Origin of the sequence: Pontibacter roseus DSM 17521, from assembly GCF_000373265.1 — a bacterium.
In the GTDB taxonomy this organism is placed as follows: Bacteria; Bacteroidota; Bacteroidia; order Cytophagales; family Hymenobacteraceae; genus Pontibacter; species Pontibacter roseus.
In genome coordinates, this window is record NZ_KB890762.1 from 130,111 (window position 1) to 155,467 (window position 25,357).

Below are 25,357 nucleotides of genomic sequence, written 5' to 3' on the forward strand. Positions count from 1 at the left end.
TTTTATGCTATGCCATGTGGGGTTGGAGTGGTAGATTGGACTGGCTACCAACGTGCTGGGCTAAAGCACGCCTTGGTGTGGTTTAGGTTTTGTTGGTGGAGGTGGTTCTTCTGTTCTGCTCCACAATATAGTAGAACCCTACATTGATAAGTAAAGAGGCCGCTATAATCACATAATACAGCCCTTTACCCAGAGTATCAGTAGATTCGTTTACAACAATAGCCATCAAAGCAGGCAAAAGCAGCAGAATGAATTGTCCCTGTAACTTCTTCGGTTCAACCATGAATATAAGCAAGCCGCTGAAGAAATTATAGACTACAGCGGGTATCAAATAAACTACTGGATACATAGATGCAGCATTTATATCTCCCCCTTCTTTTATATAACCGTAGAGAAGAATAGTAATGAACTGTAGAACTGCTACAACTATTAGGTAAATGCCAATTCTAAAGTTTTCCATTCTTTCATTTTATACATTTCTATTACCACCAACTACTGGATATACGCTACATCGACGTTTATCTGCAATATATCAAGTGTAGTGCTTATTCAATCTTAACGCTTTTAGCACCTTATATAGAGCTTCTAATATACAATTATTCCTCATTCCAAATCCAAGAGGTATAAACAAAAAACCGCCAGCTCTTTCCAGAACTGGCGGTTTCAATGGCACTACTATACGCTCTACTCAATCGACTTAAACAATCTGTTCCATCTGATTTTGTCCAGGAAGCTGCCGTATGGGTCGGTTGACATCCAGATGAGGACGGCCTTGCCTACGATGTGGTCGGCTGGCACGAAGCCCCAGTAGCGGGAGTCGAGGGAGTTGTGGCGGTTGTCGCCCATCATGAAGTAATAGTCCTGCTTAAAGGTATAGGAGGTCGCCTCTTTGCCATCGATGAACAGTTTGCCTTCGCGTACTTCGGCGTTGTCGTTGTGCTCATAGCCTGTAATCACCTTCTCGTAGAAAGGCAGCGTCTCGGGCGTAATCGCTACGGTAGCGCCTTCTTTCGGGATGTACAGCGGACCGAAGTTGTCCTTGTTCCACTCATACTTGCTCGGCACGTGCGGGAACACCTCGGCGTCGCCTTTGCCGGCCTCGTCTTTCAGCAACATGGTCTCCTTGATGAAGTCCAGTTTGGCCAGTTCCTGCGCCTTTTCAGGGGAAGTGTCCACAATGTAGCCGCCCTGCCACTGAATCACGTCTGTGATGTCGCGCTCCAGGAAGAACTTTTCGGCTAGGCGCTGGTCCGTGGACAGGAAGTACTTGTACTGCATCTTCTCCGGGTTTTCGGCCATCTTACCGTTGATGTATACCTGCATCTCCCGTATCTCAATGGAATCGCCGGCAATACCAATGCAGCGCTTGATGTAGTTGGTGCGCAAATCAGCAGGGTGCTGCTCCTCGGGCGGGTAGTTGAACACGACTACGTCGTTGCGGCTCACTTCCGAAAAGCCCGGAAGGCGGTAAGATTTCAGCTGGATGGCATCGGAGTAGGAGGGGATGTTGGTGCCCCAGATGGTCTGATGCGTGAGCGGCACCTGCAGCGGTGTGATAGGCGTACGTGGACCATAGTGGAGTTTGCTCACAAACAGGAAATCACCTACCAGCAGCGACTTCTCCATAGAAGGCGTTGGGATGGTATAGGCCTCAAAGGTAGCCCAGCGAATCAAGCTGGCCGCAATGACGGCAAACAGGATGGCATCACCCCACTCACGCGCAAAGCTCTTTTTCTTCTTCGGCTCCTTGGTGACGGGCTTTTTATCCCAAAACTTTACTTTCATGTAGAATTCGTTTTGTTACTATAGGTTCAGCATGTCTTTCATGCCATACACGCCCTGGCGGCCTTTGAGCCAATCAGCAGCTATCAGGGCCCCCTCGGCAAAGCCGGCGCGGCTGTGGGCGATGTGGCCCAATTCTATCTTGTCTACCTCCGAGGCGTAGGTCACGATGTGGGTTCCTACCACGTCCGGCTCGCGCTCCGACATGATGTTGAGCTTGCTCTTGTCTGAGTCGTCGTCAGCGGCCCAGCCACTCAGGGTAGGGTAGCTGGCTAGTATACCTTCGGCGGTTGTTATACCTGTTCCGCTTGGTTTGTCAACTTTCTGCAGGTGGTGTATCTCGCGTATGGATACCTGGTACTCCTTATAGGCCTGCATTTTACTGGCAATATATTCGTTAAAATGGAAAAACAAATTAACGCCCACACTATAATTGGAGGCATAGAAGAAAGCTCCTTTGTTTTCCTGGCACAGCTGCACGGCTTCGCTATACCTGTCGAGCCAACCCGTGGAGCCGGAAACAACAGGTATACCGGCGTTCAGGCAGTAGGAAATATTGCCGAATGCGGCCTCCGGATGGGTGAATTCAATGGCTACGTCGGTATTGGCAGGGGTATAGCTGCTGAGGGTTTCAGCATTGGTATGATCAATGGTACCGGCTATCTGGTGACCTTTAGCCAGGGCCATCTGCTCAATGGTTTTGCCCATCTTGCCATAGCCAATCAATAGGATTCTCATTTGGTTCGGGTGTATAGGGTAAGGGTGAGGCCAGGGGTCATGCTGTTAGCGGCTGGTGTTTGAAAAAGGTCTGGCTGCACCCGTAGGGTCAGGTTGTCGCCCACATCAAAGTCTTTCAAATGGGCATGCACATAGGCTTCTGCAATGTTCAGGGCATAGGCTCCAACCGACAGAATAATAGTTAGGTCGCGGTTGCGGCGATAATAGTCGCGGCTGTAGAGGAGTTGGGCAGAGCCATTGGAACGCTGAACGCCGTAAATCGGGTGGTCCTGATACTTATCGGAATTAGTACGTCGCTGTAAAACGGCTGCTCTGAAGTCCTGGTACTTGTTGTTGTTGTCGATGAGGAAATAGCCCAACACCGCGCCCGTGGCATAAATAACAGGAATCTTCCAGTAGGCGCCGTTGTAGGCCTGGCCCAATCCGGGCAGTGCGGCTGAAAAAAGCGCTGCCTTTCCAGGTCTTCCCAGGTCCTTGAGGCCACTCAGGAAAAACTTCTTTTCCTGGGCCACCGAATCCGCCTCCGGCGTGAGCACCATAACGGAGTCAGGGCCGGCAGTCACCACTTGTGCCTGCGCACGCTCAGAAAAGAGCTGCAATGACAGCCCCAGCAAAAGTATCGTGATGCCTGACGCAAACCTCATGCTCTGACCTTAGTAGTTCAATATCTCCAGAATACGGTTAAGCTCATCCACCGTCACAAACGGGATTTTGATTTCGCCTTTGCCGTCGTTATTCGCCTTGACAATAATCTTGGTGCCGAATTGGGATGAAAGCCGCGATTCCACTCCCTTCAGTTCCTCCTCATACTTGTTGAACACCAGTTTTTGTTGCGGGTCAGGTTTCCTGCCGGCGTTCTGCACGTTGCGTACCAGTTCCTCTACCTTGCGCACCGACAGTTCTTCGGCCACCACCTTGCGGAAAATCTCGAGCTGCTTCTCGATGGTGTCGATGTTAATGAGCGCACGCGCGTGGCCCATGGAAATCACGTTGTCACGCAAGGCGATTTGGATATCCGGTGGCAGTTTGAGCAGGCGCAGGTAGTTGGTGACGGTAGTCCGTTTCTTGCCCACACGGTCGCCCAGTTCCTCCTGTTTCAGGCTACACTCGGTGAGCAGGCGCTGGTAGGAGAGGGCAATCTCGATGGCGTTGAGGTTCTCCCGCTGGATGTTCTCAATCAGGGCCATCTCCAGCATCTGCTGGTCATCGGCCTTGCGGATGTAGGCAGGTATGGTGGTCAGCCCGGCCATCTTAGCCGCCTGGTAGCGACGCTCACCCGATATCAGCTGGTAGGTATGCTGGTCAAGCTGGCGAACCGTGATGGGCTGGATGATGCCCTGTATTCTTATAGACTCAGCCAATTCCTCCAGCGCGGTCTGGTCAAAGTGCGTGCGCGGCTGGTACGGGTTGGTCTGTATGTATTCAATGGCTATATCTGCGATGGTATTGACTTCGTTAAGTGTGGAAGACTCAGTTTTACCGGTATACTTGTTCCCTTCCAGAAGGGAACCCAGGCCTCTGCCGAGGCCGCCTTTACGTGCAGGTACTGATTTTTTGTTGTCGGACATGTAAGGGTAAGGTTATTTCGCCAGCGCAACGCTGTTCTTCTCTGCTATCTCACGGGCAAGGTTCAGGTAGCTCATAGCACCCTTGCTCTCTGCGTCATGCAGAATGGCAGGTATACCAAAGCTAGGCGACTCGCTCAACTTCACGTTTCTGGGGATGATGGTATCGAACACCATCTGCTGGAAGTGCGTCTTCACCTCTTCCACCACCTGGTTGCTCAGGCGCAGGCGCACGTCATACATCGTCAGCAGGATACCCTCTATGGAGAGTTCCGGGTTAAGGCGTGACTGTATGATTTTAATCGTGTTCAAGAGCTTGCCTAAGCCTTCCAAGGCGAAGTACTCGCACTGCACCGGTATCACCACGGAGTCGGCCGCCGTAAGCGAGTTGACGGTGATGAGGCCCAGGGAAGGGGAGCAGTCGATGATGATGAAGTCGTATACATCCTTTATGGGAGCCAGCGCCTCGCGCATCTTCTCTTCCCGGTTGGGCACGTTAATCATCTCCACTTCAGCTCCTACCAGGTCGATGTGCGAGGGAATCAGGTCCAGAAACTCCACGTTGGGGGAGTTCAGGACGATGTCTTGTATTTTCACATCCTCTACCATGCACTCGTAGATGCTGGTGGTGATGCTGGCCGGGTCGAAACCGAGTCCCGACGTGGCGTTCGCCTGGGGGTCTGCGTCAACCAGCAGTGTTCTATATTCTAGGGCTGCCAGGCTCGCAGCCAGGTTAATGGCTGTGGTGGTCTTGCCTACGCCACCTTTTTGGTTTGCAACCGCGATTATTTTTCCCATCTAAAAATTATAGGTTTATAGTCTGACCTATCTCCATCAATATAAGTTCCTTGCCGGCCATCTGCGCCACTTCCTTCACCTCCTCGTGGTCAATCTGGATATAAGGGAAAGTATCATAGTGCATGCCTATTACCCTGTCCACCTGCACGAAATCAGCGGCTACCAGGGCATCGTGGATGTCCATGGTGAAATTGTCGCCGATAGGGAGCAAGGCAAAGTCCAGGTCAAACTGCTCTGGAATGAGCTTCATGTCGTAGGTGAGGGCGGTATCGCCGGCGAAATAAAATGTCTGGTTCTCTGTTTCTACCACGAAACCTGCCGCACTGCCTGCATACGTGCCATCTGGCAAGGAACTGGAGTGGATGGCGTTCACCATCTTTACGGTACCAAAGGGCATTGTCACTTTGCCGCCTGTGTTCATCGGGTGGGTTTTTTCAATCCCCTTCTGGCCATACCAGCTGGCAATCTCAAAAGTAGCCACTATGGTGGCATCGTTGTTTTTGGCGATGCGCTCTGCGTCGTGCACATGGTCTTGGTGGCCGTGTGAGAGCAGGATGTAATCTGTCTTGATGCTGTCAACGTCTATGTCCGAGGCCAGCTCGTTGGGAGAGATGAACGGGTCGAATAGAATCCGGTGTTCGCCTATCTTGAAAAGAAAGCAGGACTGGCCGTAGTACGTTATTTCCATAGTTCTCGCGTTTAGGTTTGGTTAACTGTAACAGGTAATCAACTTCTACAAAGATACACGTTTTTGTTCAGAATGAACGATGTTCCACGGCAGGCGGGGCATATTTTTATCCACGATTTCGGGGGTTATCCACATTAGCGGTTTCCTATATGGAAAAGGCCTATACTGCTCTGAGGCCAGATTTTATAGTACCACAAGACCCGGTGCTGTGGCAGTATACCTGCCACGGCACCGGGTCTCTGGTTGCTTGTATGCTATTGCTAACGAGCCGTGGAACGAGTTATTTCACTGGCTAGCTTGTTGTTTTTTTCTGGAAGGTATAGACACCGTTCCTTAGCGCCTGTCCGGGTCCAGGTTTTCGTTTCGTTGGCGGTCAACGCGTACCTCCTCGCGACGCAGCGTTACCTGCTCGGTGTCGTGCTTCTCGGTGCGGCGCTTGGTTATATGCAGTTCCTCGACTACCAGTATGCGCTTCTCAACCACCAGCACCTCCCTGGTGACAGGTATAATCATCTTGTCGCCTTCGTAGCGGATGGGAGGTGGGGGAGTGTCTACATACTGGTTTATCTCAACCCGCTCTATGTCGGTTTCCTCAAACACGGTGGGCAGGTCTACGGTCACCTCTTCTTCATGCACGTCTTTTGAGATGCGAACCCGGCCGGTTTCCACCACATCCTTGTCCACTTGCACGCGCTCCTCTATTACAGGTATGGTCTCGATGTGCTCGTCCTTTTCCTCCAGGCGGTTCCGTTCTTCCAGTCGTATTTCCTCGGCACTTCCTGGGATATAAGCATCCTGCCTGACACTATCTCCAACTGGGTCGTTGGTGTGTCCCTCCCGCAGTTTTTCATCAAACTCTGATTTTAATTTGTCTGTTTTCTTATTCATGTTTTCTGGATTATGTTAGTTCTTTTCCCTGCTTATTCCTGTGGGCGCCGATGCGCCTGATTTTTTACGGGTGGGTGTGGCTATAGTTTTGGTTTATAATGCATTGGTGCTACAGGCTGCCTTATGGCACGAGCTATACCTGGAAAGTTGTCGGGAACATCGCGCTGGTAAGGACAAAAGAAAAGAGGCAGCCGCTTAGCGGCTGCCTCTCTCTATGTATAAGAAACTATAGACTATCTATTTCGAGGATCAGTTCCAGGCGTATTGCCCGGTTTTCTCGGGTCATCTTTCGAGTCTATTCTGTTTACGTCCACGTCCGTCTTGCGTACCGTGTCTCGTACAGTCTCATCGCGTGTCTCGGTGTGTTTGCCTACCTTGATTTCTTCCACCACACGGGCTTCTTTGTTTACAACAGGCACCTCGGCGCGCTCAGTGATATTGATTTCACCTTCTTTGAAGTTCTGGAAATCACGTTCAGTAGCTGGTCTGTTCACCTTGTTTCGCTCAATATCCACGTGCTCTTCACGCAGGCGCAGGTGCTCTTCCACAGGACGCTCCACAATGCGGCTTCTCATGCGAACACCGCCTTGCTCTACTTCCCGCTTGCCCACATTCAGACGCTCCTCCATAATCGGAATTGTTCTGTCTGTATTGCTAGTCTGGTCGGTTCTGGTGGTGTGGGCAGTGCCTTGTGGTGGGGTGGCCATACCTGCCTGCGGATTATTGCTCTGCATGCTGTGCTCATCCACGTCTACGGCACCACAGGAGTCCAATACTTCAGCTGCTTTTTGAGCTTCCTGCTGCGAGTCGGCGTGAACCGTTACTACCCAGCCTCTACGGGCTGCCTGCGTATGTTTGGTGGCCTCATCGCTGCTGCCAAAAAGCGACCCGAAAAAACCGCTCACGCTGTCTTTGTCTCGGTCTGCAGTACTGCTCTTCACTTGCTGGGCTGTGCTTGAGCCAGGGTTGGCTATATCCACTTTGTTGCGGCCGATATGATGTGTGCTTTCCAGCTTCTGTACAGCGGCTTGTGCATCTATACCTTCTTTAAAAATTCCTATTACCGTTTGTCGTGTCATAGTTTTGTTGGTCTAAATTGAACATAGGAGCATTTTTGCCGACTGACAGGGCAGCTCCATAGCCCCTACTATTTTTAAAGGATAGTCAAATCCTTGTTTTCAGTTTTGTATTGGCATACAGTAGTAGCAGTGCCTGATACGGTGCACTGCATTGGTGAAGTAAATCCTGTTTAGGGTTACTAACTAAGCGCGATGCCAATAGAGTTAAGAATTTGGACACATTTGAAAAGCTGGCTATACTATAGGTTATTCTTTATATTTAACTTTTTTAAAGTGTTATCTTGTTTATCGCTCCAAAACATATATATAAATATAACTTTTCAAATTAGCCTTTCTTGTAACTCATGTGTTTTTTTACGGGCTGGCGCGGCAAGGGTTATGAGAGGATATAGAATATCCCCTGTTTTATTGCTTTAATAAGTCCTATATACGTTTGTTTATATACAACAAAAAATGCACACAGCGCTGTGTTAAGGGCAGCATTGGGTATAGCAGCAAGCGTCTGGAGTAGCTGTTAGACGGCGAGGGAAATAAATCAATTTATTTTACGGGCAACCGCCGCTGGGCTTCCGCTTCCACGAGCCGCATGATGCGTTGGTGCAGGTTCTCCTGGAACGTGAGCAGCTGCTGCGGACCGCCTTCTTCCTGCTTGACGCGCTTTACTTCTTTTCCGTCCTGGTAAAACGTGGTGATGGTGGAGGGCATATCGGACCACTCGGTGAGGTAGGTGCTGCTTAGGGTGCTGGGATTTAGTTGCGCCACCTCCTGTCGCAGCACCTGCATCTCATCGTCTGACAGTTGAAAGTATACCGTGTCCTTTACAGGCACGTGCTCCCAACCTACGTAGCGGATGATGCCATCTGTGGCAATGGCCGCTTCATAGGAGGGGCAGATTCCCAGGCAGGGCGTCTTCTGGAAGTTCAGGAACGGGCTGCTATTTTGTTGCTCCTGCTGTTGCCCGCCCCGGCAACCCGCTAGCACCGTCAGGCTCAGGAAGGGCAGGAGAGACAGCAGGGCCAGTTTCAGGATGTCAGGCATATCGGTTCTTCTTTCAGTTTCAGGTATAGCACGCTATTGGCCTTTGGGAAGTTTCCTGAAGCCATTTTCGTCGAACACGTATGCTTCCGGTTCACAGTAGGGGCAGTCTACATAGTTGAGAGAGGAGTCGGGTGGATTGACGATGAAGATGCGGCTTTCTGGGGTATAGCTGGCGCCTGTGCTGCTCTGCAGTTTGTCCAGCAGCTTGCCGCTGCTGCTGTCCACTACGTAATGCTCCTGGCAGGTAGTGCCACAGCCTACCGTCACGACTGTGTACTGTCCGGCGAAGTTCACGCCCTGTTTCAGGCCTTCCTGGAGGGCGGTTCTGTATTTGGCGGCATCGGCATGGGTTGTCTCATCCAGGGGAGCCAGCGGGCCCTTGTACCGCTCTTCCACGCGATAGGCCTGGTCTGTCTGGTAGGCGTCCATCCGAAGGCGGTAGCGCTGGTACACCTCGGTGTTTTCACCTGATGAAACAGGCGTGGTAAGGGAATCCTGCTGCAGGCTCTCCTCCAGTTTTGGGTGCGTACTGGCTAGGGTTGACTCTTCCTCGGCCTTTTGCTGACAGCCTGAAACAGACATCAAAAGTGCCATAGGGAGCAGGAAGTAGGGGAGTGGGTTCTTTCGCATGGGTGTATATATGTGTTCCTCTATACGCAAGAACGCCAGGTATAGCCAACAAAAAAGCCTCCCCAAGGAATGGGAAGGCTTTTCGTCAGGTATAGCAGTTGCTTATTTCTTGAGCTTCGGGTTGTTGCGGCGCTGCTGCTCTTTCTCAGAGGCGGCGCGCATGGCCTCCTGCATGCGCTCGGTGAACGACGGACCGCCTGTCTTCTTCTTCTCTTTGCGCTTGTCTCTGTTCTCCTCCAGTCGCGTTCTGATTTTGCCTTCATCCACGAATCGGCGGATGATGGCCTGCTGACCGAATGTCACCATGTTGGAAACGAAGTAGTAGAAGGAAAGACCTGCCGGGAAGGAGTTCAGCACGAACATGAAGATAATAGGCATCAGGTAGGAGTACGTCTTCATAGGACCCTGCATGGTGTTCATCTGGTTGTTGGACCAGGTATAGAGTATCGTTGAGGCCGTCATGAGCAGCGTGAACATACTCACGTGGTCACCATAGAAAGGTATGGTGAAGGGAAGGCGGGCGAACACGTCGTAGGTTGAAAGGTCATCGGCCCACAGGAATGCTTCCTGGCGCAGTTCAATGGAGTTCGGGAAGAAGTTGAACATCGCGAACAGAATCGGAATCTGCAGCAGCATCGGGATACAGCCGCTCAGCGGGTTCACGCCCATCTCGGAGTAAAGCTTCATCGTCTCCATCTGGGTCTTCTGCATGTCACCGTCGTTGCTCTCTTTGATGGCGTCAATCTCTGGCTTGAGCACCTTCATCTTCGCCATGGACAGGTAAGACTTGTAGGTCAGCGGCAACAGAATCATTTTGATGTACAGCACCAACAGGATGATGATGATACCATAGTTGCCGATGTAGTTCTCCAGGAAGTCGAAGGCTGGGATTATAATCCACTTGTTCACATAGGAGAAGATGCCCCAACCCAGGTCCAGGTTCTTGTTGAACTCATTGCCCATGTGCTTCAGAATCTTGTAATCATTCGGGCCGAAGTAGTAAGTGAACTCGCCTTTGCCTGAAAGAACGTCCTGCGTCGGAACCAGAATCTGGGAGGAGAGCGTCTTCACCACCAAAGAGTCGGCCGGGTCAGTGACAGACTCCAGCTTAGCCCCTGCAAACGTGTTGGTAGCGATGATGCCCGCCGTGAAAAAGTTCTGCTTGTTAGCCACCCATTTTACGGGCTCGGTCAGCGTCTCGGTTTCCGTACCCTCTGAAATGGACAGGTAGTCGAAGCTCTCGTCAGCGGTGTAGTAGTTGATGGTGGACTTGGCACGGTTCTGTGGCATGTCCTTCTCCAACTGCTTCAGGCGGTCGTTCCATACCATGGTCAGCGTGTTGCCGCTGATTTGTTCGTTGAGTCCCTTGAAATCCAGCTTGTAACCTACCTGGAAGCTGTTGTCCATCAAGGTATAGGTCTGGTCGATGTACTGTCCCTCGCCAAGCTGGGCACGATAGGTGATGGTCTGGGCAGATTCCTCGCCAACAGTGCCGCGCTGCACCTCAGAAGGGGTGAAGAACAAGTCAGACAAGCGCACCGTCTTGCCATCGTTGGTGGTGAACTGCACATCGGTCTGGCTGCTTTCCTTGTCGAACAGCACCAATGGCTCGCCGGTATAGGTTTTGTAATTTTTGAGCAGAACCTCCTCTACCTGGCCACCCTTGCTGTTGAAGGTAACGCGCATCTGCTGATTTTCGAGGGTAGTGGTGCTCTCCTCGCCTGTGGCAGCGGCACTGAAGGCACCGAGCGCGGCCGCTCTGCGTACCTGCGCCAGTGAGTCATCCACTGCAACGGCTTCCGGAGACGGCTGCACCTGCTCCACCTTGGCTGTCTGTTCAACGGCCTGTCTGTTGGCTTCTTCCGTCGTACCCGAGAAGAAGAAGGAGTAAGCCAGCAGGAGCACGGCAATCAATCCAAAGCCAATAGCTTGATTTCTATCCATTTAATTTTACTGAGTTGTGTAGGTTATTGCTTATTTAGGTTTTGAAAAATTCATGGCCGCCTTCACAAACTTCACGAAAAGCGGGTGTGGGTTGAGCACCGTGCTCTTCAGTTCAGGATGGTACTGCGCCGCCACGAACCATGGGTGGTTCTGCAGCTCTATCACCTCCACCAGCCCCGTATCCGGGTTGATGCCCGAGGCAATCATGCCTGCCTGCTCAAATTCGGGCAGGAACTTGTTGTTGAATTCGTAACGGTGACGGTGGCGCTCCGAAATTTTGGACTTGCCATAAATAGAAAATGCTTTTGTGCCCTTCTTTAGTTCACAGGTATAGGCTCCAAGGCGCATGGTTCCGCCTTTCTGGGTGATTTCCTTCTGCCCCTCCATCAAATCGATGATAGGGAAAGGCGTCTCCGGGTCCATTTCTGTAGAGGCGGCGTTTTCCAGCCCCAGCACGTTGCGGGCGAATTCCACGGCGGCGCACTGCATACCTAGGCAAATCCCCAGGAACGGTATACCTGCCTCGCGCACAAACCGGATGGACTCCAGTTTGCCTTTGAAGCCGCGCTCACCAAAGCCTGGCGCCACAAGCACGCCGTCCATGCCACGCAGCAAGCTGGCTACGTTCTCGTTGGTGATGTTCTCAGATTGGAACCACTTGATGTTCACCTTGCACTCGTTGGCCGCACCCGCATGAACGAATGATTCCACAATCGATTTATAGGCATCTGGCAGCTCCACATACTTGCCAACCAAGGCGATGTTCACCTCAGCCGTGGGGTTTTTCAGTTTCCCCAAGAATTCTTTCCAGCTTTCCAGCTCCGGTTCAGCCCGGTGCGGCAGCTTGAGTTTGCCAATTACGCGCTCATCCAGCTTCTCTTTGCGCATGAGCAGCGGCACGTCGTATATAGTCTCCGCGTCAATAGACTCAATAACGGAGTTTTGTTTTACGTTGCAGAACAGCGCGATTTTCTTGCGCAAATCTGTTGGTATATGGTATTCGGAGCGACAAACCAGAATGTCCGGCTGCACACCCGCCTCCGAAAGGTCGCGAACAGAGTGTTGTGTGGGTTTGGTCTTGAGTTCACCGGCGGCCTTGAGGTAGGGCACCAGGGTCAGGTGGATGACACAGGTCTCGTTTACGCCCAGTTCCCAGCGCAGCTGGCGCACGGCCTCGATAAAAGGCAGCGACTCAATATCGCCTACGCAGCCACCAATCTCCGTTATCACGATGTCAAACTCACCAGACTCGCCCAGGAGCAGCATGCGGCGCTTGATTTCGTCGGTGATGTGGGGCACCACCTGCACCGTTTTGCCCAAATAGGCTCCTTGGCGCTCCTGCGTAATCACGTTGTAATAGATGCGGCCCGTAGTCACGTTGTTGGCCTGTGAGGTGGGGTTGTTCAGGAAACGCTCGTAGTGTCCCAGGTCTAGGTCGGTTTCTGCGCCGTCTTCGGTCACATAGCACTCACCATGCTCGTAGGGGTTGAGCGTGCCCGGGTCGATGTTGATATAAGGGTCGAATTTCTGGATTGTTACAGAGAAGCCCCTTGCCTGCAGCAACTTAGCAAGTGAAGCGGAGATGATACCTTTTCCAAGAGAGGAGGTAACGCCTCCCGTAACAAAAATATATTTAGCAGCCATAAGTTAGGGTAAGTCTTATGGACTGCAAAGGTACAAGATATATTTGATTTAATGGTAAGTCGCTTTGGCTGTTCTGGCGTTGCATAGTATATCTTAGTTAATATTCAAGGGAGAATCCAAATAAAAAGCCCCGGCTAAGCTAGCCGGGGCTTTTCCAATGAAAACAGGAAATTTAACTTTTCGGGTTCAGGATGTTGTCGATGCGCACCAGTGCGTCCTGCAAGTGGTACTTGGTCATCGTATCCTGTGTCTTCGGCATGGAAGCCCTGATTTGGTTGCGCAAAGCCGTCAGCTCGCCGCGTACCATCGGTCGTATATCAGACTGCGACACGTTCACCGATGTGAAGCCCATGAAGGCGCGGGCACCTGCCGGAACGGAGCGCTGCTCCTCCTTCATCAGGTACTCCATGCGGTCGAGGTAGCCACGCTGCAGGTTTCGGCGGTACATATCTACTGTCTTGCCGGTTCCGATTTCTGACCAGAGGCCGTTGCGCAGGTCGGCCATCATCTCGGGCAAGGTATAGGTTTTGCTGCCCAATGAGGCCTGTGCCTCCAGCAGGCGCTGCATGCGGCCCGGCTCCAGCACATTGTTCAGGATGTTCACCTGTGCCGTGCGTACGCGCTCCAGGGCGCCCGCCGACTCTATCTTTCGCAGGATATTCTGGTCCAGCATCCAGGTCGGGGTGGCAAAGCCCTGCTCGTTGAGGAACTTCATGGCGCGCTGCTGCTTCTCCTTCGGCACGGCGGCATATACGTCCCCCTTCTGATCGTAGGTCTTGTAGTTCTCATACACGCCCCCGATGTTGGCGGTCACGTGGCCCATGTAGCGGTTCCACTGGCCCAGCACCTGGGTGTACATCTCCTGCAGGTCCTCGTAGTTCTTGTTGTCCTCTGAGGTCCACTCAATTAGCTGCGGCATGATGCGCTTCAGGTTCTTGATGCCGTAGTTGCTGGCCAGCATGGCGTCATCGCCCAGGTCCTCGGTCTGCGAAGACGGGTCCACCGGGCTGCCCTGCTGTCTGCCGAAGCGGTACATCGGGTCATCTTCCTTCTCACGAATCCATTTGGCCAGTTTCTCTGGGTTGTCATACCCGTTGGTTTCCGGGAAGTAGGAGTAACCCCATTTCACAGAGTATTTGTCATACACGCCTATACCTGGCATCAGCGCTACACCATTGTCCTCAGGCTGCGCCACGTAGTTGAAGCGGGCGTAGTCCATGATGGAAGGGGCAGTGCCCATTTCCTTCGTGAATTTGGAGTCGCGCAGTTTTTCTACCGGGTAGGCGGCGCTGGAGCCCATGTTGTGCGGCAGACCCAAGGTATGGCCTACCTCGTGGGCAGCCACGAAGCGGATCAGTTCGCCCATCACCTCGTCCTTGAACTTGATGCTACGGGCATCCGGGTTGATGGCCGCCGTCTGAATGAAGTACCAGTTGCGGAGCAGGTTCATCACGTTATGGTACCAGCCGATGTGGCTCTCCAGAATCTCGCCGGAGCGCGGGTCGTGCACGTTCGGGCCGTAGGCGTTCTGTGTCTCAGAAGAGAAGTAACGGATAACGGAGTAGCGCGCATCCTCAGTGCTGAACTCAGGGTCCTCCTCAAAGGTAGGGGCATCCTTGGCAATGATAGCATTCTTGAAACCAGCGGCTTCAAACGCCTTTTGCCAGTCCTGTACTCCTTGCTTCAGGTAGGGGCGCCATTTCGTGGGGGTGGCCGGGTCAATGTAGTAGACGATGGGTTTCACCGGCTCCACTAGTTCACCACGGGCATAGGCTTCCTTGTCTTTTGGCTCCAGTTTCCAGCGCACAATGTAGCGGCGCTTGGCGGCCCGCTGCTCGTCGGTGCCGTAGTCCGTCTGCGACAGGGTGAAGTACCCTACGCGCTGGTCGAAACGCCGGGCCGGCATCGGCACCTTCGGCAGGAGCAGCATGGAGTGGTTCAGCTCCAGGGAGATGGTGCCCGCGCTGGAGTTGGCAGGCGGCTCAGACGCCTCGTACGTCATTAAGGAACGGGCCTCGATGTTGGTCGGGAAACTTTTGATGCCTTCCACAAAGGAACGCTTATCATCCAGACGCTTCACTTTGTACTTGTCGCGGTTCTCTTTGTCCAGGCCCAGTGCCGGTACGTCTCTGGAGAAGAAGTCGGTCACTTCCACCACCGATGTACCGTTGTTGTAGGCCTTGATGTCGAATGCCTGTATCACCGGAGCCAGGTTGGAGTTCTGAACCGAATGGAAAATCTCCAAAGTGTCGTTGGCCACATTTTGGTAGGAGATGAGGCGCAACAGGATGCGGTTGCCTTTCTTCTCCCAGCGCAGCATCTGGCGGTTCAGCTCCTCTCCGCCATAGCCAATGTTGGTAGCGGTCTTGGCGATACGGCTCACCATGAGCATGTCGCGGTGGAGCAGCGTGTCTGGGATTTCGTAGAAATACTTCTCGTCGATGCGGTGCACCTTGAACAGGCCCTCATCTGTCACGGCGTTGGCCGTAATGACGCTGCTGTAGGGTTTCACGCCATTCTCCTCTTTCTTGGGAGCAGGGGCATCCTGTGTTGTAGTGGCCTCCTGTTTGGCCTTTTTCTTCTTCTTTTCCTTGCTTTGGGCGAAGGAAGGCGGTGCTATGAGCGCACCGGCCAGCAGTAAGGTCGCCAGCTGCGCATAGCGTACATTTTTACTCATCAGGTAAAGGTTTAGGTTAGATTGGTTAAGTAGTAAAGGTGTTATCTAAGAAAATACAAGGTGCTGAAGCTCCAAAACATGCTCAGATTACTCTGAGACTGCTTGAATGGAAGATAGTTTAATCAGCTGCGCAGGCGGTATACCTGAGAAAAAGCTATGTTGCTGATTTTAAATGGATTTAATTTTGGGTCAGCAGGTATAGCAACGGAAGTATGGAGATGCATCTTCATCTCGGAATTAGCTGAAGACGAAGCTAAATTAAATGGTTATTCTTAAAACAAAGCCACGCTGATAGAGTAAAAAACAGGATAGCCCCACCCGATGCTGCCTTTGATGCTATCCTGTGTCAATTACAGCCCCCCTGCGCTTACCTGGTGACGAATCTCGTCCGTGCTTCTGCTGAACATTCAAACCAACTGTCCCTTCCCAAACCGTATGAAGAAGATAAGTAAAGTAGTAGTTTTATTTTGCCTGGTCCTTCCGTTGACCATCCAATTCAGTCTGGCGCAAGGCCATAAAACCAAACACGGTACCGTAAACTTGCAGACCTCCTGTAGCCCAGCGGCGCAGCAGCGGTTCAACTCGGGCCTGGCGCTCATGCACCACATGATGTACGAACAGGCGGAGCAGGAATTTTCTGAAGCCGCCGAAGCTGCTCCAGATTGTGCCATGGCACAGTGGGGCATCGCGATGAGCGTCATCCACCCGCTCTGGGGTGAAAGACCCTCTGACGAAAACCTACAGAAAGGACAGTCCGCACTGGAAAAGGCCGCCCAGCAAAAGAACCTGACGGCCCGTGAAGCGGCCTACATCAAAGCGGCGGCTAATTTCTATGAGAATTGGAAGAATACCAGTTATGCGGACCAACTGAAGGCTTTTGAGACCGGGTTTCAGGCGCTGCACGAGGCTTTTCCAGAGGATGCGGAAGCCACCACCTTCTTTGCCCTGGCTCAATTAGCTACGGCTCCCAAAACCGACAAAACATACGCTAAGCAGAAGGCGGCAGGGGAGCTGCTGGAAAACTTAAATGCCAAAAACCCTGACCACCCGGGCCTGTTCCATTACATCATCCACGCTTACGATAACCCATCGCTGGCTAGCCGTGCCGTGAAGGTGGCGCGGGAATACGAGCGTATTGCCCCAGACGTGCCCCACGCCCTGCACATGCCCAGCCACATTTTCGTTCGGTTGGGCCAATGGCCCGATGCTGTGGATTGGAACATCCGGTCAGCGGAGGCAGCCATGCGGCAGTCTGCTAAAGAGGAAATGTCAACGCACTATGCCCATGCCTTGGACTACATGGCTTATGGCTACTTGCAGCAAGGGCAGGACAAAAAAGCACAGGATGTAGTAGCGCAGATGCTGGAAGTGCCCAAGTACCAGCCTACTTTTGCCACCGCCTATGCCTTGGCCGCCACACCGGCCCGCAATGCTTTGGAAAGAGGCAAATGGGCGGAGGCGGCGCAGCTGCCGGTGAGGTCACCTGAGAACTTCCCCTGGGAGAAATATCCAGGGGCAGAAGCCCTGACACATTTCGCCAGGGGCATCGGTGGCGCCCGTTCCGGCAATACAGCCGTGGCAGAGGAGTCAATCGCAGCGCTGGGAAAGCTCCAGACACAGCTCACCAACTCCAGCGACACCTATTGGGCGGCCCAGGCGGAGGCGCAGCAAAAGGCGGTGGAGGCCTGGCTGGAGTACCAGCGAGGGGATAAAAACAAGGCGCTGACTCTGATGCGGGAATCTGCAGACAAGGAGGATGCCCTCGACAAACATCCAGTCACGCCCGGTGCCATACTTCCAGCCAGGGAACTGCTGGGAGATATGCTGTTACTCGCCAAAAAGCCCCAGGAGGCGGAAGTAGCGTATGAGGCCAGCCTGCAGGTATCGCCTAACCGGCTCAACAGCCTATACGGGGCCGCCCGTGCAGCGGAAATGGCCAAGGACCGGCAAAAGGCTATGAACTATTACTCGGCTTTAGTGAAAAACTCAGCCAAGGCTGACAGTGACCGGGAGAGCATCCTATACGCCCGAAAACAGGCGAAGAAATGAGGTGTATCAGAATTCCAGCGTGAGCTGATAGCCTTCCTGCTTGTCGTGCTGGTAAAGCAGGCTGGAGACGGATACGCCCAACAGGCGCACCGGGTATTGCGGGAGCTGCGGCGTGCGCAGCAGGTCACGGGCAATGGTATAGATGGCCTCTGCAGACTTGAACTCACTCAGGTAAGTTTTGCTTCGCGTGTTGAGGGTGAAGTCGAAGTACTTGATTTTGACGGTGACTGTTTTGGCTGTTGCCTGCAGGCGCTCCAGGTCCTGCGCCACCTCTTTGGATAGTCGCTCCAGCTGTTCCAGCATATCCTCCTCCTCTGTGAGGTCCACCTCAAAGGTATGCTCTGAGCCAATGGACTTGCGGATGCGGTGCGGCTGTACCTCCCGCTCATCCAGGGCGCGGGCGATGCGGAAGTAATAGCGGCCCGTCTTGCCGAAGTGGCGGACCAGTTCCTCTTCAGAACGCTCCCGCAGGTCAGCACCGGTCAGGATGCCCATACTCTGCATTTTGGCCGCTGTCACCTTGCCGATGCCATGGAACTTCTCAATTACCAGTCCGGCTACCAGTTCTTCCGCTTTGTCCGGGGTGATGAGCGTGAAGCCGTTGGGCTTGTTCATATCCGAGGCGATTTTAGCCAGGAACTTGTTGAACGAAACGCCCGCGGAGGCTGTCAAGCCGGTCTCCTCTAGTATGCGCGCCCGAATTTGGTTGGCGATGATGGTAGCGGAGGGCATGCCGATTTTGTTCTCGGTCACGTCCAGATAAGCCTCATCCAGCGAGAGCGGTTCCACCAAGTCGGTAAAGGAGTGGAAAATCTCCCGAATCTGCCGTGAGACGGCGCTGTATACCTCAAAGCGGGGTTTCACGAAGATGAGCTGCGGGCAGCGCTGGGCGGCTATCTTGGAGGCCAGGGCCGAATACACTCCATACTTGCGGGCCTCGTAGCTAGCCGCCGCCACCACACCACGCGCTCGGGAGCCACCGACGGCCACAGGTTTTCCGCGCAGCTCCGGGTTGTCACGCTGCTCCACCGACGCAAAGAAGGCGTCCATGTCGATGTGGATGATTTTTCGGATGGCTGCTGTGTTCACCAGGTATAGAAATGTGGTGCAAAGATACTGAATTTCCTCCTTGATTTAGCCTCTAACAGCGGCCTTAACCGGTTCAAACCTATACTGTTTCATCGCTTCGCCTGTGCGGCGGACAGCTACTTTTTTCCTGGATGAAAAAAGTAAGCAAAAAAATCAAGACGCTGCAAACTCGCTGAACGCTCGGACAGTGGAGCGCCATTAGGTGCACCTGGCTCAGGCTGCTGCATCGTGGTACAGGTGCAAGTATGTCTGCTATATCTGAAAGCTATACCTGCATTCGCCTTCCAAAACTGCACACGCTTCTGTAATCCCTGCACTCCCATTCTGTCATTCCGACGTTAGGAGGAATCTGTTACCGTAGCCACCGCCGTTGCAAGCGCAGCGAGAACCGGCGGTGAGATATGGGAGGTTTACAGAAATCCTCATAAAAGCCGCATCTGCGCTGACGCTAAATGTGCGGCTCGAAGGGTAACAGATTTCTCCTAACGTCGAAATGACAAAAATGAAAAGAAATGACAGTTCGTACAGGAAAAGTCCCCCTTCGAAGAGGGCAGGGGGATGTCAATCGCTCCCGATTCCTATGCTCGGGAGGCGCAGGGGGGAAACCATTCAGCAGTAGAGTATAAAGGAAGCTGCGCGCGCGCAATGCTAAAAAACAACAATACAGCTTACAACATACAAAGGCGGTTGAACAAAGGGATATTCCATGAACAGACCAACACATTGAAAAGGAAAGAAGGGGTTAGAACTATACCCGTTGCGCAGCGGTAGCCACTACTTATCCACTTATCTCTTTGGTTGATTTCTACAAAAGACAATACATCCCGTAAGTAAAAGATACAACATTGAAAACATCAACAAGCTATGAAAGTATTATTCGTATTGACCTCTCACGATAAATTAGGGGACACTGGCAAGAAAACAGGCTTTTGGGTGGAGGAGTTTGCTGCGCCTTATTATACCTTGGCGGATGAAGGAGTAGAAGTTGACCTTGCATCCCCAAAAGGCGGGCAGCCACCCATTGACCCCAAAAGCACCGAGCCGGATGCCCAGACCGAGGCTACCAGGCGTTTCTATGAGGACGATGACCTGCAGCACAAACTCTCCCGCACCAAAAAACTAAGCGAGGTACGGGCGGAGGATTACGACGCTGTGTTCTACCCAGGTGGGCACGGACCACTGTGGGACCTGGCTAACGACCGTGACTCTATCCGTTTGATAGAGGATTTCACGAAACAGCAAAAGCCTGTCGCCGCCGTCTGCCATGGACCGGCAGTGCTGGCGGAGGCAAAAACCGCAAACGGAGAGCCGCTGGTGAAAGGTAAGAAAGTAGCGGGCTTCACCAATACCGAGGAGGAGGCCGTGCAACTGACCAATATCGTGCCTTTCCTGGTAGAGGACAGGCTGAAGGAACTGGGTGGGCATTACTCCAAGACAGATGATTGGCAACCTTACGTGGTGACGGATGGCCTACTGATAACGGGGCAAAACCCGGCGTCTTCTGAGCCAGCAGCGGAGGAACTGCTCCGGATGCTCCGCAAATAAGCCGGCCGACCAAATCGCACCGAAAACGTATACCTACCTATCAGTGTAGCGTAACATCCCACCAAATCTGCAAAGGGTTTGGTGGGATACTTATGTTAAGCAGTGCCTATGGCGAAGACCCATTTACTTTATAAGCATGTTATACCAAACATGCCGAGTCTGTTTCCTAAATAAGCACGTGGTAGCACGGCAGAGGTATAGCGCACAGGTGCTATCTTAATTGATGTATATACACTAAATTGCGGAGAAAAAACACTTCCATACCCATGCGAAAAATCAAGAAGAAACATAAGCCACAATATGCGCCTATAGCTGACTTGGTCACCTACAGAGCCCTGCCTACGCGCGAAGTGGAGTATATTGACCCTTTCCTGTTCCTCAACCACCACGGCCCGCAGGTATACAAACCCAACAACAGAGGCCTTCCGTTTGGGCCGCACCCGCACCGCGGCTTCGAAACGCTGACCTTCATTCTGGAAGGCGATATTATGCACCAGGACACCGGCGGAGGGAAAGACGTGATAGAGGCTGGCGGTGTACAATGGATGACGGCTGGTCGGGGCTTGATACACGCCGAGGTATCTTCAGACAAGTTCAAGCAGGAGGGAGGGCCGCTGGAGATTCTGCAGCTGTGGTTCAACCTGCCTGCCAAGCACAAAATGACCGAGCCTAAGTACATCGGCCTTCAGAAAGACAAAATACCGGTGGTGGAACTGGATAATGGCAACGTACGGGTGAATGTGGTATCGGGAAATTGGGGCGAGGTGCAGGCACCCATCCAAAGCCTGAGCGACATCCACATGGTCAGCATTGAACTGCGGCAAGGTGGGGAGTTCGTCTACAACATCCCTTCGGAGCGGAACATCTTCTTCTACGTGGTGCGCGGCACAGTGACGGTGAACGGCGAGACCGCCGAAAAACTGACGCTGGTGGAGTTCTCCAACGAAGGGAAAGAAGTGAAAGTGGAAGCCACCGAAGATGCCTATATCCTGTTCGGCCACGCCCTGCCGTACAAAGAGCCGGTGGTTTCGCACGGACCCTTCGTGATGAACACCGAGGAGGAGATACAGGAGGCCTTCCGCGATTACCAGCTGGGCAAAATGGGCAGCTGGGAGAGTTGATAAATAGGCTAGTGCAGGTATAGGCAAGCAGGTATAGCATCCTGTCCCTTTAAAATAAAAACCCTCCTGCAGGCATATGCTGCAGGAGGGTTTTTATATCACTCGAATCTATTTCGAATGTTTAAATGGGGAGCCTTGTCTTAACGACCTTTCTTTGGGCCACCTTTTAGAGTATCGCTTCTTCTGCCAGAGGCGCCTTTAGGAGCCGCGCCTCTGCCGGTTCCTGATTTGGAGCCGCCTTTGAATGAGCCATCCCTGGTGCTTCTGGCAGGGCTACCTGCACCTGATTTAGGCGCTGTACTTTTCCTGTCGGTAGCAGCGCTCTTAGCACCGCGAGTAGAGGCACCGGTTTTTCTATCGTCCGAGCTTTTGGCACTTCTGGAAGAGGCGTTGCTGGGGGGCCTGTCGTCCGATTTCCTGGGACCGCGGGGAGACGTGCTACGGCTTTTAGCGTCTTTGCTTCTATCGGCTCCGCTTCTGGCGCCCGTTCTTTCCGTACGGGCTGTTTTGTCTGGTTTGCTGTAGATGCTGCCGCTTGACCTCCTCTCCGAAGCTGCCATGCCGGGTTGCAGCAGGCTGTTCACCTCCTGGGGCGTAAGCACGCGCCAATGACCGGTGGGTAGTTTAGCAAGGGAGAAGTCGCCGAAGCCCACCCGTTGCAGGTGCACCACCTTGTAGCCCAGGCTCTCGCACATGCGCTTGAGGTAGTGGTCTGTGCCGGGTTTGAGCGTAATGCGAAAACGTGTCTGCGCCTCCTTGGAAACGGAATTGTTCTTGCGTTCCTCCCCAGGTATAGGCGCCCCGCCACCGCTTATCTTCTGCAGGAAATCGGCCGTAATCAGTTTGTCCACCGTCACCACATACTCCTTCTCATACTTGTTGTCAGAGCGCTTGACATGGCGCACGAAGTCGCCGTCGTTGCTCAGGAAGATGATGCCTTCGGCCTCGCGCTCCAGCATGGCTGTTGGCTCCAGCGAGGCCGGAAAGTTGATGGCCCGTACCACGTTGTCGCGCACCGAGGAATCTGAGGTGGCCGACATGTTGGCGGGTTTGTTGAAGATGAGGTATACCGGCTTCTCCTCCTTCACCACGAGCGTTTCGTCATCGATGCGCACCTTGTCCTTGGGTGTCACCTTCATGCCCGGGTCTGTAGGGATTTTGCCGTTCACCGTCACCCGGCCCTGCTCTATGAGTTGGTCCGCGTCGCGCCGCGAGCAGAAGCCCGTGTCGCTGATGTATTTGTTGAGTCTTTTTGGTTCCATGGTATTGAGGGCGTGGGGCTGTAATGCGCCTTTCCCCGTTGTACGCCCGTTTTGAATAAGAGGCAAAATTACGGGAAAATATAGCTTTACCTACTCCCTCATGTCATCACGGAAATGGAACAGGTGTGTTTACTCGTTGGAAAGCGCATAAGCCGACTGGCGGAATGAAAGCACATAGCCAATCACACCCCCCACTATGGCCGGAGCTAGCCAACCCATGCCTAGGCTGAACAGCGGCAAATACGTTGCAAATACCTTGCTGATGCCCAGTTCAATGCCCGCCGCGTTGAAGCCGTCCACCACACTCACAATGCCGGTCAACAGCACAGACCAGGTATAGACTGCCGTCCTCTTGCGGAGCAGCGAGCCGAACAGCGTCAAGGCTATCAGTACAATGACGATAGGATAGATGGCCACCAGAACAGGGATAGAAAAAGAGATTATCTGGGTTAGACCTACGTTCGAGATAAGGGCACTCACCAGCGTCAGCACCAGCACATAGGTCTTGTAGGAGATGGAGGGGCGCAGGTTGTTGAAGAAACTGGAGCAGGCGACGACCAGACCAATACTGGTGGTGAGGCAGGCGAATATGATGGCGACGCTAAGTATCAGGCTGCCCCACACCCCGAACTGCAGGTCTGAAACACGGCTGATGATGAGTCCGCCATTCTCTAGGTGCCCGATGGCCTCCACGCTAGTGGCGCCTGCATAGGACAGCCCGATGTAAACCAGCGCCAGACCGCTAGCCGCCACCAGACCCGCTATAGTGCATACCTTGGCAATTTGCCTGGGGCTGTCAACACCCTTGGAGCGTATGGCGTTTATGACGATGAGGCCGAACACGAAGGAGCCGATGGTGTCCATGGTCAGGTAGCCTTCCTGGAATCCCTTGAAGAAGGGAGCAGACTCATAAGCCGCCAACGGTGCCTGTATGATGCCCAGGGGAGTGGCCACGCTCTTGGCCAGCAAAGCAAGCAGGATGAGCAGCAGCACCGGCGTGAGAAGCTTCCCGATGCGGTCCACGATTTTGCCGGGGTTCAGGGCGAGCCAGTAAGTCACTCCGAAAAAGACAACTGAGTACAACATCATGCTGATGCTGGAGGCTTTCAAGGCGTCTGGCAGGAACGGCGCAACCCCGATTTCATAGGACACGGTGCCCGTCCTGGGTACGGCAAACAAAGGACCGATAGTCAGGTAGATGATAACAGGAAACAGCAACCCGAACCAGGGATGCACCCTGGCCGAGATGGTCTGCACATCCTCATTCTTGGACATACCAATGGCAATTACCCCGAGCAACGGCAGCCCCACCCCAGTCATCAGAAACCCGACGATGGCAGGTATGAGTTCGGTGCCGGCGGCTTGTCCAAGCGACAAAGGGAAGATGAGATTACCCGCGCCAAAGAAGATGGCGAAGAGCATTAAACCAATGAAAAATGTTTCTTTGAATGAGATGTTTCCTGCTTTCACTATATTTCGCACTTACTGGGAGAATGGAATTAATTGAACTGCAAGTAAATATCCAAAAGGTCAAAAACCTACATTTATCTTGTGTTTTGGGCCAGAGGCAGAAAAAGGAGTGCAAAAATGGCTTGGCAGAACTACAAAATATTATCTCATGAATGATGCAATATTTAAGTTTTAAGGTTAGCCGTATAGTAAAATGAAACTAATTTTTTTCTGCTTCCCTTATTAATTCCGACCCTTACCATTGTCAGTATGTTAGAGTACTCCATGTTTGAAAGGCTCCCGTTCCGGAGCCAGGAAGAGGCTATCGCCAGGGACGGCACCCTGATTGCCCAACGCCACCACAAAGGCTGGACGGTGACGCTTTTTGCCTTGCACCATACCTTTGTGGAACTGTGGTCCGGGAGGGACGCGGAAGTCTTCAGTACGTTCAAAAAGTCAGCGCGTGCGGTAGATGTGCTGGAGCCTTACCTGGAGGGTATGGACATACAGGACTACCTGAAGTTCCAAAAGTAACCCCGCTATACCTGCGCACTGCCTCTAGCGTCCCTGAGCTATACCTGTAAAAACGACCGGCCTCTGTCAGTATAGCGCTGACAGAGGCCGGTCGTTTTTTACTACCCAATCGAACAAAACTTGATTCAGATGCCAAGCCATCAGGCTGTGGTAACTGAATGTGGGTTTTACATCGTCAGGAACATTTTGAACTTGCCATCGGTGATTGTGATAGCACCTTCGTGGCTGTATAGTTTCATGTTGAATGTCCCTTCAATCATCTCTGAATTAAAGCTGCCATAATGAAGGTCTTTGACCTTGATTTTCTCATGCCGGGTGATAACGAAGGTGGAATTCTGCTGATCAGCAGGGACAGGGGATATAACGCCATTCACTTCTTTTAGCAGTATGGAACGGAAACCGCCCATCCTGCTGTCACCAAACTCGAACGTGATAGCCAATCCCCGGGTGTCGTTGGCTGGGGCGAAGCTGACAGGCGCTGACAGCACTTGTTTTCGGATGTACTGAAGAAACCCATCCGCGTACTCGCCCCCTTGCTGCCATATTTGCTTGTCCGTGCTGTGGGTGAAATCAAACGCGGCCCCGGACTGATAGTTACCTATCACCGTTCTGTATTGCAGCTTTGACAGTTCAGGACTGGTTCTTGGTGTGATACTAGTCTGCGCATGTACCTGTACCTCCGGGTTCAGCCGTTGCGTTATCAACACCTTCTCTTTCCCATCCACGACAAACGCCACGAAGAAATCCTCCAAAGGAACCTCAGGAAGCGGAGCATCGCTTTTGCAGGAACATAGCAGCCACAGCATACCTACGAGTAAGCAGAATGTTTTTTTCATG

22 protein-coding genes are annotated in these 25,357 nt (G+C 52.8%); 4 read left to right on the top strand and 18 right to left on the bottom strand.

What is annotated here, in order from left to right:
- Positions 1–82: 82 nt before the first annotated feature.
- The 14 genes from B051_RS0107055 to B051_RS0107120 form a co-directional block, all read right to left on the bottom strand.
- Positions 83–460, bottom strand: coding sequence for a hypothetical protein (locus B051_RS0107055; RefSeq protein ID WP_018477484.1), 378 nt, complete (start codon positions 458–460; stop codon positions 83–85).
- A gap of 224 nt (positions 461–684) precedes the next feature.
- On the bottom strand, positions 685–1,785 hold the full coding sequence (lepB, locus tag B051_RS0107060) for a signal peptidase I (RefSeq protein WP_018477485.1): 1,101 nt from the start codon (positions 1,783–1,785) through the stop codon (positions 685–687).
- An 18-nt stretch (positions 1,786–1,803) separates the two neighbouring features.
- Positions 1,804–2,520: a 4-hydroxy-tetrahydrodipicolinate reductase gene (dapB, locus tag B051_RS0107065; protein ID WP_018477486.1), complete on the bottom strand. Its 717-nt coding sequence runs from the start codon at positions 2,518–2,520 to the stop codon at positions 1,804–1,806.
- Positions 2,517–3,164: a DUF5683 domain-containing protein gene (locus B051_RS0107070; protein WP_018477487.1), complete on the bottom strand. Its 648-nt coding sequence runs from the start codon at positions 3,162–3,164 to the stop codon at positions 2,517–2,519. Before B051_RS0107070 ends, dapB begins: the two co-directional genes overlap by 4 nt.
- Positions 3,165–3,173: 9 nt before the next feature.
- Positions 3,174–4,088 carry a ParB/RepB/Spo0J family partition protein gene (locus tag B051_RS0107075; RefSeq protein WP_018477488.1) on the bottom strand — a complete coding sequence of 305 codons (915 nt, stop codon included), beginning with the start codon at positions 4,086–4,088 and terminating at the stop codon, positions 3,174–3,176.
- A gap of 12 nt (positions 4,089–4,100) precedes the next feature.
- Positions 4,101–4,883 (bottom strand): ParA family protein, encoded by a 783-nt coding sequence (locus B051_RS0107080; protein WP_018477489.1) that lies wholly within the window; start codon positions 4,881–4,883, stop codon positions 4,101–4,103.
- 7 nt (positions 4,884–4,890) lie between these two features.
- Complete coding sequence (locus B051_RS0107085; RefSeq protein ID WP_018477490.1) at positions 4,891–5,571, bottom strand: metal-dependent hydrolase; 681 nt, start codon at positions 5,569–5,571, stop codon at positions 4,891–4,893.
- A 333-nt stretch (positions 5,572–5,904) separates the two neighbouring features.
- Positions 5,905–6,459 (bottom strand): YsnF/AvaK domain-containing protein, encoded by a 555-nt coding sequence (locus tag B051_RS0107090; RefSeq protein ID WP_018477491.1) that lies wholly within the window; start codon positions 6,457–6,459, stop codon positions 5,905–5,907.
- A 233-nt stretch (positions 6,460–6,692) separates the two neighbouring features.
- Positions 6,693–7,538: a YsnF/AvaK domain-containing protein gene (locus B051_RS0107095; RefSeq protein ID WP_018477492.1), complete on the bottom strand. Its 846-nt coding sequence runs from the start codon at positions 7,536–7,538 to the stop codon at positions 6,693–6,695.
- A gap of 540 nt (positions 7,539–8,078) precedes the next feature.
- The gene (locus B051_RS0107100) at positions 8,079–8,576 is read right to left on the bottom strand and encodes a DUF6438 domain-containing protein (RefSeq protein WP_018477493.1); all 498 of its coding nucleotides are present in this window, start codon (positions 8,574–8,576) and stop codon (positions 8,079–8,081) included.
- 33 nt (positions 8,577–8,609) lie between these two features.
- The gene (locus B051_RS21945) at positions 8,610–9,206 is read right to left on the bottom strand and encodes a hypothetical protein (protein WP_157578675.1); all 597 of its coding nucleotides are present in this window, start codon (positions 9,204–9,206) and stop codon (positions 8,610–8,612) included.
- Positions 9,207–9,308: 102 nt separating this feature from the next.
- Complete coding sequence (gene yidC / locus B051_RS0107110; protein WP_026236239.1) at positions 9,309–11,150, bottom strand: membrane protein insertase YidC; 1,842 nt, start codon at positions 11,148–11,150, stop codon at positions 9,309–9,311.
- A gap of 30 nt (positions 11,151–11,180) precedes the next feature.
- Positions 11,181–12,794 (bottom strand): CTP synthase, encoded by a 1,614-nt coding sequence (locus B051_RS0107115; RefSeq protein WP_018477496.1) that lies wholly within the window; start codon positions 12,792–12,794, stop codon positions 11,181–11,183.
- Positions 12,795–12,966: 172 nt separating this feature from the next.
- Positions 12,967–15,471 carry a zinc-dependent metalloprotease gene (locus B051_RS0107120; protein ID WP_018477497.1) on the bottom strand — a complete coding sequence of 835 codons (2,505 nt, stop codon included), beginning with the start codon at positions 15,469–15,471 and terminating at the stop codon, positions 12,967–12,969.
- Positions 15,472–15,906: 435 nt separating this feature from the next.
- On the opposite strand from B051_RS0107120, the gene B051_RS0107125 reads away from it, so the two are divergent.
- The gene (locus B051_RS0107125) at positions 15,907–17,520 is read left to right on the top strand and encodes a hypothetical protein (protein WP_026236240.1); all 1,614 of its coding nucleotides are present in this window, start codon (positions 15,907–15,909) and stop codon (positions 17,518–17,520) included.
- Between the two features lie 6 nt (positions 17,521–17,526).
- Here B051_RS0107125 and dinB read toward each other — a convergent pair whose 3' ends face one another.
- The gene (dinB, locus tag B051_RS0107130; RefSeq protein ID WP_018477499.1) at positions 17,527–18,609 is read right to left on the bottom strand and encodes a DNA polymerase IV; all 1,083 of its coding nucleotides are present in this window, start codon (positions 18,607–18,609) and stop codon (positions 17,527–17,529) included.
- Between the two features lie 864 nt (positions 18,610–19,473).
- On the opposite strand from dinB, the gene B051_RS0107135 reads away from it, so the two are divergent.
- The gene (locus tag B051_RS0107135; protein WP_018477500.1) at positions 19,474–20,154 is read left to right on the top strand and encodes a type 1 glutamine amidotransferase domain-containing protein; all 681 of its coding nucleotides are present in this window, start codon (positions 19,474–19,476) and stop codon (positions 20,152–20,154) included.
- A 266-nt stretch (positions 20,155–20,420) separates the two neighbouring features.
- Positions 20,421–21,275, top strand: coding sequence for a pirin family protein (locus tag B051_RS0107140; RefSeq protein ID WP_018477501.1), 855 nt, complete (start codon positions 20,421–20,423; stop codon positions 21,273–21,275).
- Between the two features lie 140 nt (positions 21,276–21,415).
- Here B051_RS0107140 and B051_RS21015 read toward each other — a convergent pair whose 3' ends face one another.
- Both B051_RS21015 and brnQ read right to left on the bottom strand, forming a co-directional pair.
- Entirely contained in the window at positions 21,416–22,537 is a 1,122-nt protein-coding gene (locus B051_RS21015) for a pseudouridine synthase (RefSeq protein WP_018477502.1), read from the bottom strand.
- 129 nt (positions 22,538–22,666) lie between these two features.
- Positions 22,667–24,019: a branched-chain amino acid transport system II carrier protein gene (gene brnQ, locus B051_RS0107150; protein ID WP_322786339.1), complete on the bottom strand. Its 1,353-nt coding sequence runs from the start codon at positions 24,017–24,019 to the stop codon at positions 22,667–22,669.
- A gap of 237 nt (positions 24,020–24,256) precedes the next feature.
- On the opposite strand from brnQ, the gene B051_RS0107155 reads away from it, so the two are divergent.
- Positions 24,257–24,520 (top strand): hypothetical protein, encoded by a 264-nt coding sequence (locus tag B051_RS0107155; RefSeq protein ID WP_018477505.1) that lies wholly within the window; start codon positions 24,257–24,259, stop codon positions 24,518–24,520.
- Positions 24,521–24,687: 167 nt separating this feature from the next.
- Here the strand turns inward: B051_RS0107155 and B051_RS0107160 are convergent, their stop codons facing one another.
- The gene (locus B051_RS0107160; RefSeq protein WP_018477506.1) at positions 24,688–25,356 is read right to left on the bottom strand and encodes a hypothetical protein; all 669 of its coding nucleotides are present in this window, start codon (positions 25,354–25,356) and stop codon (positions 24,688–24,690) included.
- Position 25,357: the final 1 nt, after the last annotated feature.

Coding starts and splice junctions, on each gene's coding strand:
- B051_RS0107135 (WP_018477500.1), top strand. CDS start 19,474: ATGAAAGTATTATTCGTATTGACCTCTCACGATAAATTAGGGGACACT.
- B051_RS0107115 (WP_018477496.1), bottom strand. CDS start 12,794: ATGGCTGCTAAATATATTTTTGTTACGGGAGGCGTTACCTCCTCTCTT.
- B051_RS0107085 (WP_018477490.1), bottom strand. CDS start 5,571: ATGGAAATAACGTACTACGGCCAGTCCTGCTTTCTTTTCAAGATAGGC.
- lepB (WP_018477485.1), bottom strand. CDS start 1,785: ATGAAAGTAAAGTTTTGGGATAAAAAGCCCGTCACCAAGGAGCCGAAG.
- dapB (WP_018477486.1), bottom strand. CDS start 2,520: ATGAGAATCCTATTGATTGGCTATGGCAAGATGGGCAAAACCATTGAG.
- B051_RS0107095 (WP_018477492.1), bottom strand. CDS start 7,538: ATGACACGACAAACGGTAATAGGAATTTTTAAAGAAGGTATAGATGCA.
- B051_RS0107100 (WP_018477493.1), bottom strand. CDS start 8,576: ATGCCTGACATCCTGAAACTGGCCCTGCTGTCTCTCCTGCCCTTCCTG.
- B051_RS0107120 (WP_018477497.1), bottom strand. CDS start 15,471: ATGAGTAAAAATGTACGCTATGCGCAGCTGGCGACCTTACTGCTGGCC.
- B051_RS21015 (WP_018477502.1), bottom strand. CDS start 22,537: ATGGAACCAAAAAGACTCAACAAATACATCAGCGACACGGGCTTCTGC.
- yidC (WP_026236239.1), bottom strand. CDS start 11,150: ATGGATAGAAATCAAGCTATTGGCTTTGGATTGATTGCCGTGCTCCTG.
- B051_RS0107155 (WP_018477505.1), top strand. CDS start 24,257: ATGTTAGAGTACTCCATGTTTGAAAGGCTCCCGTTCCGGAGCCAGGAA.
- B051_RS0107140 (WP_018477501.1), top strand. CDS start 20,421: ATGCGAAAAATCAAGAAGAAACATAAGCCACAATATGCGCCTATAGCT.
- B051_RS0107080 (WP_018477489.1), bottom strand. CDS start 4,883: ATGGGAAAAATAATCGCGGTTGCAAACCAAAAAGGTGGCGTAGGCAAG.
- B051_RS0107070 (WP_018477487.1), bottom strand. CDS start 3,164: ATGAGGTTTGCGTCAGGCATCACGATACTTTTGCTGGGGCTGTCATTG.
- B051_RS0107160 (WP_018477506.1), bottom strand. CDS start 25,356: ATGAAAAAAACATTCTGCTTACTCGTAGGTATGCTGTGGCTGCTATGT.
- B051_RS0107055 (WP_018477484.1), bottom strand. CDS start 460: ATGGAAAACTTTAGAATTGGCATTTACCTAATAGTTGTAGCAGTTCTA.
- B051_RS0107075 (WP_018477488.1), bottom strand. CDS start 4,088: ATGTCCGACAACAAAAAATCAGTACCTGCACGTAAAGGCGGCCTCGGC.
- B051_RS0107125 (WP_026236240.1), top strand. CDS start 15,907: ATGAAGAAGATAAGTAAAGTAGTAGTTTTATTTTGCCTGGTCCTTCCG.
- B051_RS0107090 (WP_018477491.1), bottom strand. CDS start 6,459: ATGAATAAGAAAACAGACAAATTAAAATCAGAGTTTGATGAAAAACTG.
- B051_RS21945 (WP_157578675.1), bottom strand. CDS start 9,206: ATGCGAAAGAACCCACTCCCCTACTTCCTGCTCCCTATGGCACTTTTG.